15 protein-coding genes are annotated in these 15,457 nt (G+C 26.6%); 3 read left to right on the forward strand and 12 right to left on the reverse strand.

Annotation, left to right across the window (positions count from 1 at the left end; genetic code table 11):
- Positions 1–50: 50 nt before the first annotated feature.
- Positions 51–1,682: a M20/M25/M40 family metallo-hydrolase gene (locus BN899_RS08935; RefSeq protein WP_042274754.1), complete on the reverse strand. Its 1,632-nt coding sequence runs from the start codon at positions 1,680–1,682 to the stop codon at positions 51–53.
- Positions 1,683–1,882: 200 nt separating this feature from the next.
- Between BN899_RS08935 and BN899_RS08940 the strand changes: the two genes are divergently transcribed.
- Positions 1,883–2,959: a M24 family metallopeptidase gene (locus tag BN899_RS08940; protein ID WP_042274755.1), complete on the forward strand. Its 1,077-nt coding sequence runs from the start codon at positions 1,883–1,885 to the stop codon at positions 2,957–2,959.
- Between the two features lie 38 nt (positions 2,960–2,997).
- On the opposite strand, the gene BN899_RS08945 is transcribed toward BN899_RS08940, so the two are convergent.
- Complete coding sequence (locus BN899_RS08945) at positions 2,998–3,966, reverse strand: DUF2804 domain-containing protein (protein WP_052356769.1); 969 nt, start codon at positions 3,964–3,966, stop codon at positions 2,998–3,000.
- A gap of 205 nt (positions 3,967–4,171) precedes the next feature.
- Here BN899_RS08945 and BN899_RS08950 point away from each other — a divergent pair, with 205 nt between their 5' ends.
- Positions 4,172–4,378, forward strand: coding sequence for a hypothetical protein (locus BN899_RS08950; protein ID WP_042274756.1), 207 nt, complete (start codon positions 4,172–4,174; stop codon positions 4,376–4,378).
- Positions 4,379–4,522: 144 nt separating this feature from the next.
- Here BN899_RS08950 and BN899_RS08955 read toward each other — a convergent pair whose 3' ends face one another.
- The 4 genes from BN899_RS08955 to BN899_RS08970 all read right to left on the reverse strand — a co-directional run bounded on the left by BN899_RS08955 (position 4,523) and on the right by BN899_RS08970 (position 8,976).
- Entirely contained in the window at positions 4,523–5,398 is an 876-nt protein-coding gene (locus BN899_RS08955) for a kinase (RefSeq protein ID WP_147568523.1), read from the reverse strand.
- A gap of 128 nt (positions 5,399–5,526) precedes the next feature.
- Positions 5,527–6,207, reverse strand: coding sequence for a DUF554 domain-containing protein (locus BN899_RS08960; protein WP_042274758.1), 681 nt, complete (start codon positions 6,205–6,207; stop codon positions 5,527–5,529).
- 151 nt (positions 6,208–6,358) lie between these two features.
- The gene (locus BN899_RS08965) at positions 6,359–7,438 is read right to left on the reverse strand and encodes an SIR2 family protein (RefSeq protein WP_042274759.1); all 1,080 of its coding nucleotides are present in this window, start codon (positions 7,436–7,438) and stop codon (positions 6,359–6,361) included.
- A gap of 191 nt (positions 7,439–7,629) precedes the next feature.
- Positions 7,630–8,976, reverse strand: a complete 1,347-nt coding sequence (locus tag BN899_RS08970) for a M20 family metallopeptidase (protein ID WP_042274761.1) — start codon at positions 8,974–8,976, stop codon at positions 7,630–7,632.
- A 320-nt stretch (positions 8,977–9,296) separates the two neighbouring features.
- Here BN899_RS08970 and BN899_RS08975 point away from each other — a divergent pair, with 320 nt between their 5' ends.
- Entirely contained in the window at positions 9,297–9,887 is a 591-nt protein-coding gene (locus BN899_RS08975; protein WP_042274763.1) for a DUF3793 family protein, read from the forward strand.
- 80 nt (positions 9,888–9,967) lie between these two features.
- On the opposite strand, the gene BN899_RS08980 is transcribed toward BN899_RS08975, so the two are convergent.
- From BN899_RS08980 to BN899_RS09005, 6 genes are all read right to left on the reverse strand, one after another.
- The gene (locus BN899_RS08980; protein WP_042274765.1) at positions 9,968–10,525 is read right to left on the reverse strand and encodes a beta-class carbonic anhydrase; all 558 of its coding nucleotides are present in this window, start codon (positions 10,523–10,525) and stop codon (positions 9,968–9,970) included.
- A gap of 39 nt (positions 10,526–10,564) precedes the next feature.
- On the reverse strand, positions 10,565–11,407 hold the full coding sequence (locus BN899_RS08985; RefSeq protein WP_042274766.1) for a CPBP family intramembrane glutamic endopeptidase: 843 nt from the start codon (positions 11,405–11,407) through the stop codon (positions 10,565–10,567).
- A gap of 234 nt (positions 11,408–11,641) precedes the next feature.
- Positions 11,642–11,950, reverse strand: a complete 309-nt coding sequence (locus BN899_RS08990; protein ID WP_330362506.1) for a hypothetical protein — start codon at positions 11,948–11,950, stop codon at positions 11,642–11,644.
- On the reverse strand, positions 11,943–13,859 hold the full coding sequence (locus BN899_RS08995; RefSeq protein WP_042274767.1) for an OPT family oligopeptide transporter: 1,917 nt from the start codon (positions 13,857–13,859) through the stop codon (positions 11,943–11,945). Before BN899_RS08995 ends, BN899_RS08990 begins: the two co-directional genes overlap by 8 nt.
- 294 nt (positions 13,860–14,153) lie before the next feature.
- Positions 14,154–14,519 carry a BlaI/MecI/CopY family transcriptional regulator gene (locus tag BN899_RS09000; protein ID WP_330362507.1) on the reverse strand — a complete coding sequence of 122 codons (366 nt, stop codon included), beginning with the start codon at positions 14,517–14,519 and terminating at the stop codon, positions 14,154–14,156.
- A 149-nt stretch (positions 14,520–14,668) separates the two neighbouring features.
- A complete protein-coding gene (locus BN899_RS09005; RefSeq protein ID WP_242824131.1) occupies positions 14,669–15,331 on the reverse strand; it encodes a GntR family transcriptional regulator in 663 nt (220 codons plus the stop codon).
- Between the last annotated feature and the right edge of the window lie 126 nt (positions 15,332–15,457).

Raw genomic sequence — 15,457 nt, forward strand, 5'->3', positions numbered from 1 at the left:
TTATGTAAGTAGTTATGTTTTTAGAATAATTTATTTTAATATATCTATTACTATTTTTTAATTAGTCTAGGCAATATATCATAAGAGTAATCCACTAATATTCTCTCTGTAAATTTATGAGCATCTTTGCCATGAGGCCCTAGATTTACAACCGGTACATTAAGTTTTTTTATTTCTTCTAGTGGTAATTTATACTTATATTTAATAATAGGCATATTAGGACCTAAAAAATTTATAATGTCATCTTCATTTTCCAATCTAAAATAGCTAAGGTCTGATAGACCTTGAAAATAATTTTGTTTTTTAATTTCTATATTATACTCTTCTTTGCTATATTGAATAATATTATCTACTACTTTTAAAAGCTTTTTATCTAGTTCTAACTCGTTATTAATACCAACATTTGGATAATATGGTGGAGCAAAAAATATTATAATCATTGGATTTCTATCTTTAGAGAATTTGTGTACTTCACTTACTATAGCACTACTTAAATCTCTTTCATCCATATTTTTATCCTTTAACCAATCTTTTATTTTATTTTCTAAATGTATATTAAACTCTTTCCCATTATCCATTAATACTTGACTATATAATTCATCGAAAGTTAAGACTTTTATATTCATGTCTATATCTTTTGCTATATATTTGCCATTAGTGATTTTTTCATATTCTATTCTTGCTTTATTTAATTTTTCCATAGAAGCAGTTATAGCTTCATAACATACTATTTTTAACTTTTCTAATACTTCTTTAGGTGTTATTTTAAAAGTTTGTAAGTTGTAATATATAGTAGATGATATAGGAGTTTGTACATTATACTCATCCTTATTATCTTTATATTTTAGACAAGTAGGTGGCATAGTTATATCCTCACCTATTTTATCACAAAGGTCTGTGTTAAGCTCAAGTCTTCTTATAAGCTCACTTCCTATCAAGTTTGCATTCATACCAGATAAGATTTCCCCGACATGCACCTCTTTTCCCACTACAAAAAATCCTGGAAGTAATTTACCACAAGATCCTGTATAGATATACTTATTACCATCACCTTTATATAATGAAAAATCTGGCTCACAGTTTAATACAGCTACAGGTTCTAAATTCTCTTTTTCTAAAATTTTATTAATATAAGGTATTACACTTATAGCACCTGCTGAATTTGCTTCTTCATCAGCTACAGCTACTAGCATTATATTTCCTTCAAAATCTTCTAAACTGCTAAAATGCTCTATTAAAGACATTTGTATAGCAAGCCCTGTTTTCATATCCATTATTCCCCTGCCAAATAACCAATTTCCAGACAATAAATCTTTTTTTGAGTCCTCATCTAAACTATCTATATTTTCTTTTAATTTTTCTGTGTATTTATTTGCGTCAAATATATATTCTTTTAGACTTCCTGCATCTTCTACTCCAACTGTATCTAAATGGCATAATGTAAGTAATGTTTTTTTAGTTTGCTTTTTAGACTTCATTAGTGCACATACACAAAATCTTCCTAACTCATCATTAACAGAAACTAAGTTTAAATGGTTTGGGTTTTCCCTATAATAATCTAATTGCGATAATTTATCATAAACTAAATTTGCCATATCTATTTCACCTTTTGTATTAGATATACTTTGCACTTTTACTAATTCTAGCGCTAATCCTTTTAGTGCTTCTTTACTATTCCACATAAATTCATCCCCTCTTTATCTATAAACTAATAAATCAATATTATTTAGTTAATTTCTATATAAATTATATGAATTTATTAGTTTATATTCAACAAATTCAGAATAACGATATATTTTTGTTATTTTCTTAATATTTTGATATATCCTCAATGCTATGCTATACTATAAATATTAAATTTATAAATATAAGGAGTGTTCATATGAAATTAAATAGACTTGAAAACGTTATATCAATTATGAAAAATGATGATTTAACTCAAATGATAGTTACAGATCCTACATCAATATTTTATTTAACTGGAAAAATGATACATCCAGGTAAAAGATTCTTAGCCTTATACATAAACACAAATGGTAATAATAAGTTATTTGTAAATGAACTATTCCCAGTGAGTGAAGACCTTGGAGTTGAAAAAGTTTGGTTTAATGATACTCAAAATCCTATAGAATTATTATCTACTTACATAAATGAAAAAGAAGTAATGGGTATAGATAAATCTTGGCCAGCAAGATTTTTACTAGCTCTTATGGAATCTTTAAAAAATACAAAATTTATAAACTCATCTTACATAATAGATACTTTAAGAATGCAAAAAGATGAAGAAGAAAAGGATTTAATGAGAAAAGCATCAAATATAAATGACATGGCCATGGATAAGCTTCAAAAAACTCTTTTAAAAGACTTAACTGAAAAAGAAATGGCATCAGAATTAGCTAAAATTTATGAAGATCTTGGTGCTGATGGATTTTCTTTCTCTCCAATAGTTGCATATGGTGCTAATGGTGCTGATCCTCATGCTAAATGTGGAAATAATAAATTAAAATCTGGAGATGCTGTAATATTAGATATAGGATGCGTAAAAGATAAATATTGTTCTGATATGACAAGAACTGTATTTTACAAAGAAGCACCTCAAAAGGCTAAAGAAGTATTTGAAATAGTGCTTGAAGCTAATAAAAAAGCAATATCAATAGTAAAACCAGGAGTAAAATTCTGTGACATAGATAAAGCAGCGAGAGATTATATAACAGAAAAAGGATATGGTAAATACTTTACTCATAGAACAGGTCACTCTATAGGGCTTGAAACTCATGATATGGGAGACGTTTCAGCAGTAAACACTGATGTATTAAAGCCAGGAATGATTTTCTCTGTTGAACCAGGTATATATCTACCAGGTGAATTTGGAGTTAGAATAGAAGATTTAGTGCTTGTTACAGAAGATGGTCATGAAATACTAAATAAACATACAAAAGAACTAAATATTATAAAGTAACAAAAAAGGATTAACTAATTAGTTAATCCTTTTTGTTATTACCATTTTGCATAGTGGTCTTCAAACCAACAAATAACACTTTCAAATTCAATATCTTCATCATTTAGTTTTACAATACCACTTAATCTTCCCACTCTCTGTTTCATATCAGATTTTACAATATATTTATTAGATAGTTTTTCATTTAAATTTATCATATTAAATACTAAGTCAACTTCATTACTATCTATAGATTTTATACTCCAGTTTTCTTCATCTATCTTATTAAACTCTACATCAGAATTTATTTTTACTATAGTATCATTTATCTTTATACAGTTTTCATTGACACCTGTATTATCTGTCCACTTAGCTCCTAAATTTAATCCTATCCTTTTATCATCTTTTTCAAATCCACAAGTTAACCAATACCAAGATTTCTCTCTTTCCCAAATACCTCTTCCATAATCAATAAAAGCCATAGATTCCTCAATATAGCATTGTTCTTCTCCTATTTGAATATATCCACTAGACTTTAATGGAAACTGCTTAGAAGTATAGTGAAACAATTTATCACTCCAAGGTACTAAAACATTTAAAGATTCATCTTCTATATCTATGCTTACATCTATATCAATTTCATCCCATTTTAGTATAACGTTTAAACTGTTACTAACTCTTATAATATTTGCATACATTTGTTTGTTTTGAAAATGAGCATATGAACCTATGTTATTGTGTATAATCATTCCATTACAAAGTGGTATGTAAATACTCTTATGAATTTCATTATCTTTTCTTATATCATAAAAATCTACATATATTAAGCCTATATAATCTAGTTTTACTAGGGCAAATGTACATATAAACTTTTCATTCATCCACATATAATGATTCCATATTTTTTTTCTAAAGAATCCTGTCTCTATATCGCAGTTTTTAAACACATTTCTACTCCATCCTATAGAGTCATTATTTATTGTTCCTTCATTTGAACATATATAATTTTTACCTTTTAGCTCTTTCATACACTCCCCCCCTTATTCTTTTATTTAATTTATTATATATGCTTTTAAGCATAATATATTTCTAAAAAAAGTTAATATAACAATAGTTTTTAATATGTAAAAATTATTTTCCAAAATTTTTAATTAATGTAACATAAAAAGCAATAAATTGAATATAATAATAGTGGCGTTAAATGTTCTTATACTAATATTAGAGGTGTTTATAATGAATATATATCCTAAATCATTTAGTAAAAAAGATAGCAACAAATTATTAAATTTATTGAATTTTAATAATAGTTTTTTATATGATGATATTTTACCATATGATGATAGCGATTATTGCAATAATTATGATGATATTATATTAGAAGACGATAACTATTTTGATCATAACTTTTATCAAGATGACACTTTAAATTATTTTGATTAGTAAAATTCGCTTTGCTTAAGCCACTGCGTGGGCGCTATGTTTTATATAGCCAACGACTGCGTCCGTTGCTCAAGCTTAGCGGTTGGTATTATAAAATAAAAGCTTCTACATTTATTGTAGAAGTCTTTTTTATTTTAAAATATGTTAGGCATTCTCAAAAGTATATATAGCATCAATTCTTGCTATATAAATAGATTCGTCTTTACAACCTATATATTTTGCATATTTTTTTATCTTTTCCTTTTCAAGTTCTAAGTCTCCTGTGCTAGCTTCTACTAATTCTTTAATATATAAATCCATTAACTTACCTTTATAATCTCTGATATCATAGCCTAAAAAGTTAGTTAATCTTTCTATGTCTCCATTAAAATCTCCATCTTCTCTTATGAAAAATTCATATATATCTTCTCTATATGGATTTAGAGTTATTACTTGTTCTACTACCCTACATTCATCAGGCTTAGTTATAAATCCATCTTTATAGTTATTAAATAATGCACTAGATTTTTTTATACTTTCTTCATTTATACTTAACCCAACTTTATCAACATTATTTTCTACTAATGCATCAATAATAGCGTAATGAATATTAAAGCAGTCATCATATATATAATCACTTATTTTTTTTATTATAGGCTTTACTCCATAAAACTTTGCATGATTATTTCTTTTATTTTTATTATTAATTAACATTTCTTTATTTAAATTATTAAATAATCTTTCATAATCTAAGTATCTCTTACAGTAAACCTCTTCAAAAGTATCTAAATCTATTGTTATAATATCGAAACTAACTATTGTTTCTACTCCCTTTTTAAGAACTTCCTCAATAATATCAGTACCTATTTTTAGACCATTTTCTGATAAATCTTTAATATTTTTAATGTTAGCTAGACAGTTTTCTTCAAAGCTTTTAGATGCTTCATTTGCATATATTTTAAAATTCCTTCTTATTTCATTGTAATTATCCATTTTCTCATCAAATTCTATAATAGCCCCATTTATATCAAACTTACTCAATACATTCCCCCCTAATTTTATCTTTGAATCTTAATGCAATCATTTTAAACTTTACTATATTTATTTAATTTGATTTATAGTGGTATAATCCTTCTAAATAAGAAATTTGTCTAATGCTTTTTTCTATATTAACCCAAATAATCCAAATAAATCGGAATAATAATAGCAGGCAACAAATTAGCAACCTTTATATTAGTGACTTTTAGCATATTTAGACCTAATCCTATTATTAATAAACTTCCAATAGCTGTCATAGAATTTACGACAGAATCGCTTAATATATTCGACAAAAAAGATGAACCTATTGTTATAATTCCCTGATATAAAAACACTGATAAAGCTGAAAACATAACTCCTATACCCAATGAAGCTGCAAAAATTATAGATGATATTCCATCTAAGATAGATTTAGCAAATAAAGTTTCATAATTACCACTTAACCCACTTTGTAAACTTCCTACAATAGCCATAGCTCCTACACAAAACAATAAACTTGCTGATACAAAACCTTTTGATATAGAAACTTCTCCTTCTTCACTTGAAAATTTTTCTTCTAACTTATCACCTAATTTATTTAGTCCTTTATCAAGGTCTATAAGTTCTCCTATTAAAGCACCTATTGCTATAGATATTATAGTTATTAACGTATTTTCACCCTGTAATGAACCTGATATGCCAATATATAATACACATAAGGCAATTCCATTCATTATATTAGTGCTTATCTTTTCAGATATATTTCCTTTTATTAAAAGTCCTACTAAACATCCCCCTGCTATTGCTAAGCAGTTAACTATCGTTGCAATCATAAAATCCCCCCTTTTTGTAATATTTTTAAGCTATATAGATATAATTATAATTTTACTTCATATAATAATCTATTTGATTGTGTAAATATCATATAAAATTTATTTTTTATACCTAATAAATTCAGCTAATTAATATTTTTAATTTAAAACGTTAATCCTTAAAGACATCATTTATAAACTTCATAGGGTTAGTTGAAAAATCTTCAAAAGAGCTTTTAGTAAATATTACATCTTTGCCTAAAAATCTTTTATATCTGTCTTCTTCTCTTTTCATTGATTCGTCTTTTTTCCCATTATGATAATTAAATACTATAAACTTTAATGGTTTATTTCTATTTGTTTGGATTCTTTTTAGCATATATTTTATATGTATATCTGCATCAGGAAATGAGTATCCACAAAATACAACTAAATCACTTTCTCTTAATGAACTTTCAACTTTGTTCCATATAGTAGATAAAAATACATTATCCATATTTTTGAAATATGTAGGAGGAACTATTATCGGAACTGTTAAACTTCTACATTCTAAGCATTTTACCTCTTCTATTTCGCTTAAAAGTTTCATTATTCCTTCATCATAAGGTGTTAATGTCAAACTACTACACACTGGGCAATATAACCAATTTAAAGATCCATGTATTTTATAAAGTTTTACTAAAGGATCTTTTGGAGGTACCCATTTATTTTCAATATTAAAATTTGTGAATCTAACTCCATAATCAAGCATTATAGGGTTCTCTTTTTTATATAGTGAGGCTAACGCATTATCTATATGTATATCATAATTAGCACTTATAAATGTTGTGTCTGTTAATAAATTTTCTTTAAGTAAATTTTTAACTAATAGTTTATGATAATTATTACTTCCTTCAGTTTTATGTATTGCTTTAGCCATTAATAAAATTATATATTGTCTTAAAAATCTTATACTATCACTTCTTTTACTTAAATTTTCAAGTCCAAAATTTCTAAAACCTTCTCTTCTTTGTTCTGCTAAATCGAGAAGTCCTAATACTTCTTCAAATGTAGGAAATTCAGCTTTTTCCATATTATCTTTTATAATGTCAATATTAAACATTTGTTTAAAAAATTTATATAATTCCATATTCATATCACTTTTAAAGTCATCTTTTTTTAATTTTTTAAAGTACTCGCTAAACAACTCATTTTGAATCGGTAAATTTTCTGCTGCAGATGCTCCTGCTCCTAAAAATATAGAGATTTTCATATAATACCTCCATTTTATACTATATAAGTATAATCTACGTATATACTAATTTAGTATGCGTTATTTTTAATTTTTTATATTGCTTTTATTTACTGATTATTTACAAATTTTTTGATAATATAGTTTACTTATATGTAAAAAGAGACTATAAAGTTATAGCCTCTTTAATATTTAATATTCTACTTTATAAATTATCCTTTTAATAATTCATACACTGAAAGTGCATATATTTCAGTAGCTTTCATTAAATCGCTTATGATTATATATTCATTAGCTTGGTGCTCTGTTTTAGGTTTTCCCGGGAAAACTGATCCAAATGCAACACAGTTATCTAATGCTCTTGCATAAGTAGCTCCTCCTGAAGAAAGTGGAGTTCCATCAAGACCTGTTTCTCCTTCAAATACTTTCTTTAATGTTTTAACTAAGAAGTTATCTTCAGCAACATATATTGATGCTAAATAGTCATATTCTTCATAAATCAAATTATATTCTTTAGCTTTAGCTTCTAAATTAGAAGTAAATTCTTCTTTCTTATATGTAACAGGTATTCTAGCATCAATACCAATACTTGATTTTTCTTTATCTATGTTTAATTTTCCTATATTGAATGTTAATTTTCCAGAAACATCATCCATACAATTTTCTATTACATTATTAGCATTAGCATCTTGTCCTATAACTTCTGCTATAAACTTTATAGCATCATTTTGAACACCTATATTATTAAGCGCAATAGATAATCTTGCTATAGCATTTATACCAGTATCACTTACAGCAGAGTGAACACTTTTACCTATAACACAAACATTATCTTTATCTACACTATATTCAAAGTTTAATCTATCTAATTCTTTTATAAGCTCTTCTTTATATTGTCCAGAATATATAGCCTTGTCTGGTACAGAGTTAAATGCTTGTCCAAGTGATAACTCTAGGTCTTTACTGCCTTCTCCATTTAAGAATACTTGTAATAGTCCTTTTTCAGCATTTATCATAGGGAACTTAGAGTCTGGAGTAAATCCATAGTTTGGTATCTCTTCACCATTCTCTGAGTATTTATTTATACATCTCCAAAGGTTTTCCTCATCTGTTCCAAATATAAATCTTACTCTTTTATTAAACTCTACCCCTAAATCCATTAATGCTTTAACTGCATATATCGCTGCAATAGTTGGCCCTTTATCATCTTGAGTTCCTCTACCATATAATTTATCTCCATCTATGACACCATCATATGGAGGGAATTCCCAACTTTCAAGTTCTCCTACTGGAACTACATCTAAATGCCCAAGTATACCTATTAATTCGTCTCCTTGACCTATTTCAGCATATCCATAATATCCATCTTTATAAACAGTCTTAAATCCAAGAGATTCACATAAATCTAGTGTATATCTTAAAGCTTTATCAATATTTTCTCCAAAAGGACAATTATCTGTGGCTTCATCTATTACGCTTGGTATTTTTACACAATCTTTAATAGATGATATTATATCACTTTGTAAAGAATTAACTTTTAATTTTATTTGTTCATTCATATTAAATATCCCCCTTTAAAATCGTCATAAATTTATCTATGCACTTTAAATATACTATATTTCGCTTAAGTTAGTCTACCGTTTATTTTTTAGCTATTTGTAGGGTATATCATATTTTTTTAAATATAATTTTTATTTTTAGTTTATTTTTTCAATATATTATCATTTTTATAAAAATAAAATAAAGTACTACGTCGGGTAACTACTTTATTTTATTATTAATTTCTAATTTATAAATTTTTTCATAAATGCTATTGATAATTATTTTCATTCATGTTATTATTTAATCAATAACAATTATCAATTTCAGGAGGCATAATGTGAATAATAATTGCGTAAAAAACTGTTGTAAAAATAATACAAATTCAAATTATATAAAATGGATATTAGAAGTATTAGGGCCAGTAATTCTAGGTTCTAAGCCATGTGAAATATTAAATATTCCTTTAAAGGATAATATGAGAACTACTAAACTTAATGATATAGAAAATTTCTTTAGTAATTGCTTTAAGGTAAATTACAAGATTATAAAGACATCTGATGGAGGTACTAGAATTTTATTTATTAATAAAGAATCTTTATCTAAGATATTAGATAATAAAAAATATGTAAACTTTTTAAAGTTTATAGGTTACCCATCAAATTATAGTATAGATAATTACATAGATTTTTTAATAGATAAGCTTCATTCAGAAGAGTTCCCTCATGAAATAGGTATATTTTTAGGATATCCTCTTAAAGATGTAGTTGGTTTTATGGGATATGGTAACTATAAATTCTGCAAGGTTAGATATTGGAAAGTTTATGGTGATCCATCTATTTCTGACATGGTATGTGATAATTTCATAAAAGATAGAAATAAAATGAAAGAAATTTTAGAATTTAATTCTTTAGATGAACTAAAAAAGTAATTTAACAATGCCTACAAATTTTTTTAATTTAATATATAAAAAAAGAACTCTCTTAATCCTACTTAAGAGAGTTCTTTTTATTATTTTGATATAGGTTCAAGTTTTCCTGTATAGGGGTCAATAATTAGCCCGTAAACATTTACATCCTTTGGCATTAATGGATGGCTTTTAATTGAGTTTACACTCTCTCTTATAGAATCTTCTACAGAATCAAATCCATGTAACCATTTATCAATTTCTACACCACAATTATATACTGTAGATAAGGTTTCCTTAGATATTCCTCTAGCTAGCATCTTATTTATAAGGCTATTAGTATCTAAATTACTCATACCACATCCATAATGGCCAACAACTATTACATCTTTAGCCTCAAATTCATAAACGGCTACAATTAAACTTCTAATAATACTTCCAAAGGGATGCATTATTGTAGCACCTGCATTTTTTATTATTTTCGCATCTCCATTTTTTATATTCATTGCCTTTGGTAATAGTTCTGTAAGTCTAGTGTCCATACATGATAATATTACCATCTTTTTATCTGGATTTTTTGTTGTTTCATATTGCTCATATTCTTTGTCTTTTACAAATTTTTTATTATACGATAAAATTTCTTCTAATCTACTTGGTTTCATAAAATACCTCGTTCATATATTTTTATATATTTTACCCAATTATATATTTATTTCACTTACTTTTTCATCTATTTTCAAGTAGGCTTTATTTTTATTAATATATCTTATGTAAAAATATAAACCTATAATCGTAACTATAGAGCCAAATATTAAATATGGAATTGAATTTTGGTTTACAACAGTAGTTACCTCATTATTTTGCTTTCCTAATGTTACTAATAAAATTAGAGTTGACATTAAGTTATTCATAAAATGTAAAAATATTGGTACTAATATATTTTCATATTTTAAATATAAAATACAAAGTACTACTCCAAATAAAATTGCAAAAAACATAGAATCTTTAGCATGACTTAATCCAAATATTATAGATGATAATATTACACCTATACTTATATTAGTTTTTTTAGCTAATCTTGTAAAAATAACTTTTCTATATATTATCTCTTCTAAAATTGGAGCTATCATAACCACTTTTATAGAGTTTATTATGAGATTTCCTGTATATAGCATTTCTTTTGAAGATGATGTATTTAATATTTCATTTGCAGAGCTTGTATTTATTAGTATAAATATTCCTACTAATAAATATTCAACCCCTATAGTTATAGCCCACGAATTTAGATATCTTCCACATATCTCTTTAAAATTTAATTTATTTTTAAAATCTGAGAGCAAACACTTTACATGATTTTTAGAAGTTATCATAGTTATTAATAACATAAAAATCATCAATATTCCCATTGCTAAAATGTAAATATCTTTATCTATATCTATGCCAATTAAAAATGTAAATAATAAATATAACCCAAATATTATCATCGCAGATAAAAATAATATACCTATTACATCTCTTATTCTGACTTCTTTTCTGATAATCACTAGATTTCTCCTTTTAATCTATAAATTTCCTAAATTTTCTAATATTATTATATCATAATGTATACAATAATTTGCACACATTAATATTATAAGTTAGTGTAAGTCCTTTTTATTTTATTAAATTTTTATAATACATAAATTTCACATAAAAATAAAGGAGTACATTAAGTAGCTCCTTTATTTTTATCTATCTTTTATTATTTATTTAATTTTTTAATATATTGACAATTCACTTCAACGTGATTTAAAAAAAATCAACAATCTCTCATAAAGTGGATGAGATTCTTTACCATATTTAAATTCTAAACCTTCACCAATTTCCTTAACTGTTTTTTTACCATCAATCTGTAAAAATACACAACTACCATATTTATCTAGTGTAGTTTTTTTATACATAGGAATTTTAAATTTCAATTTTCTGAAAAAATTTTGTATTCTATGGTCTTGTTTTTCAAGTATAGTCACTAATCCGTCTTTGTCTACTTCACACTCAATGCTATCAGATATTTTAAATACCATATCTAAAATTTCATTATTATTCATTTTGCTTTACCTTAGATAAAATAATAGGTAATATTGAAAGTATACATAAAACTACTAATAAAGCTATTGCCATTCCATTTCCTGCTGCAAATCCACTAGGAGAACCTACTTTTACAATTCCTGTTACTTGTAAGATTATACCTATTAATCCTATTATAGAACCACCAGCAACAAGACCTGAAGATAAACTTATACCATTTGAAACTTTAACTTCTTTTTCTTTATCAGACTTAGCCATTCTCTCAACAAGTACACGGATTAATGCTCCAACTAATATTATTGAAGTTGTTGCAATCGGTAAATAAAAACCTATAGCAACAGTCATAATAGGTAATCCTAGTAAATATAAAACAATTGCCATAAATACACCAACAATAATCATAACCCAAGGTAATTTACCTGACATAATACCAGAAGTTAATGTTGACATTAAGTTTGCTTGTGGTAATGCAAATTGAGCACCATCACCAGTAACTTTAAGTTGTTCAGCAAGTAATAATATAGTACCTACAACAACTATTACACCTACAATACCAGCAATTGTAAAGTAACGTTGCATTTCATTTTTACTACCGCCTATAATATAAGTTACCTTTTGTGACTGACTGTAACCACCAGCCATAGCAATTGCTACAACTATAAATGTACCAAATAAAAGAAGTGATTTATTATCTACTTCACTAGTCCATCCCATTGAAACAAATATTAATGTTACTATAACTAAAGATGCAATTGTCATACCAGATACTGGAAGGTTTGATGTTCCTATTGTTCCTGTTAGACGTCCTGCTACTATAACAAATAATAAAGATAATAAAAGAGATATAATAGCTCCAATAATTGCCATTGTAATATTGCCAGAAATTAAAAATGCTGCTGCAAATCCAATTACTACGCCACCTAATAAAATTAACATCTCAATAGATGAACCATTATTTCCAGAACTTGATTTTGCTTTAAGAGTCTCTTTAACAGAAGCTATAATAGTTGGTATAAGTTTAACAGCACCTATAATACCTCCACAAAGCATCATACCTGCACCTATATATTTTACATAGTTACCAGCAATTGCTCCAACTTCCATTTGATTCATGCTCATTGAAGGATCATTCCAAACTTTAGCTCCTTCACCAGCAAGGTCAGTAAAGTAACCTATTAAAGGTGTAATACCAAAACTTGATAATATAGAACCTGCAAACATCGTTAAAGCTACTTCAAGCCCTACTATAAATCCAATACCTAAAAGAAGAGGATTTACTTCAACTTCAAATTTCCATTTGTAGAATTTACTTCCTACAAAACTAATTACGTTGTTTGCTACATTAAAAAATGATCCTGTTAATAAAGTAAGGGCTCCACCAATACCAAATCCCATTCCCATATATTTTATAGCATCTCCACCAGTATCTGAAGCAACAAGTGTCTCAGAAATAGCCATAGATTCTGGGTACATAAGTTTACCATGTTCTTCAATGATTAAGTAGTTGTGAACAAGCGATGCACATCCAATACCAAATAAAACTCCACCAATTCCTACTGCTATGCCTTCTAAGAAAGAAATTTGACTACCAATTAAAATAACAGCAGGTAATACAAATATAATACCACTGGCAACTGATTCTCCACCACTTGACATACCTTGAATTAGGTTTTTACCAAGAATACCTTTCTTACGAGCAAATACTCCAACAAAGGCTGAACCTATTATAGCACCAGGAATTCCTGCTGCAACTGTAAGACCTGCTTTCATACCAGAATAAGCTGTAGAAGCAGCAAAAACAGCAGCTAAAATAATTCCTATAATTAATACTACAATATTTCCACCTGTTTTTGATTTGTCTGTTACGTATGGAATATAATCTTTTCCATGTACTCCTCCATACGCATCTTTGGATAATTTTTTACTCATTAAAATACCTCCCTTCTTCATTTACTAAAACATATTCAAAAAAATCAGAAAATATATCCATAATAAAATAAAATTAATATAGTAATTAATAAATATATAATAAAAAATTCGCTTCATTCATATCGCCAACGACTCTGTCCGTTGCTTAAAAGTCTTTTTTACTTACTATTAGTGCATTGATATTACTTAATTTGATGAGTTATACACAATTTTTGATGTATTATAGTTTCCTAGCACGTAAAAAATGCAATAAGCTAGTTTAATTAAACTAACTTATTGCATTTTTATTATTTTCTAATTATCTTCATCAAGCATTTTTTTTAAATCATTTATATCATCTTTTGAAAGCTTTTTTTCTTTTATAAAGCTAGATAACATCATATTAACTGATCCATTGTATAATTTTTTTAAAAATGATTCATTTGCATAAGTTTTATATTCTTCTTCACTTATATTTGCTGAATATATGTATGATTTTTTATTGGATTTATCTACATTTATAGCTTCTTTTGATACTAATCTAGTTATTAATGTTTGGATTGTTTTTGGTTTCCAGTCTGTACTTGTAGTTAGTAATTCAACAATTTGAGAACTACTACAATTTCCATTTTTCCAAAGCGTCTTCATTACTTCTAATTCTGCATCTGTTATTTGATTCAAATTTCTCATCTCCTTTTAAGATTACATTTGTAAGCTTATCTCAATATTACAACTGTAATCTTAGTTTGTCAACAAAAATTCGCTTCATTCATGCCGCCAACGACCTAAAAATCAGGTCCGTTGCTTAAGTTTAGATGAATAGTCCCTTATTATAAATTATAACTTTCTATAAAACTTTTCTTTGCATTAACTACATGTTTTCTAGCTTCTTCCTCTGCTAAAATTTCATCCCCCTCTGATATAGCTTCTACAATATTTTTATGTTCTTCTAATGCAGCTTTTCTTCTTTCTATATTATTTAAACTTATTTTTCTTAAGCTTTTTAAATATTCATATATATGTTCTAATTTTTCAATTAATCTTTTATTTTTACTTGCATGAAGAATTATTGTATTAAATTCTCCATGTGCTTTTATATAGTCTGGATAATCTATATCGCATATATTTTCTTCCATAGTATTTAATATTTCTTTTAATCTTCTTATTTCTACCCTAGATATATTTAAACATGCAAGCCTAACTGCTAGTCCCTCTAAGACTTCTCTTAAATCATATATTTCTATAGCATCTTCTATTGATATACCTTTTACTAACGTCCCTTTCCTTGGCATATTGATAGCTAGCCCCTCTATTTCTAACTGTCTAAGTGCCTCTCTAACTGGAGTCCTACTAACCCCCATGCTTGACGCGATTATATTTTCTACTAATCTGTCACCTGGTTTTAATTTATTTTCAAAAATAGCACTTCTAAGTTCATATAGTACTATTTCTCTCATTGGTCTTAAGTCCGAACTTTCTATCTTATTAAACATTATTTCCACCTCAATTACTACTTTTTTACAGCTATCCTTAAATTATACCTTAACCTTTTTATATTTATCAATAATAAAAATTCGTTTATAATATATTAACTATACAAAATTTAATTCAATCAACTT

The organism is Faecalimicrobium dakarense (genome assembly GCF_000499525.1).
In the GTDB taxonomy this organism is placed as follows: Bacteria; Bacillota; Clostridia; order Peptostreptococcales; family Peptostreptococcaceae; genus Faecalimicrobium; species Faecalimicrobium dakarense.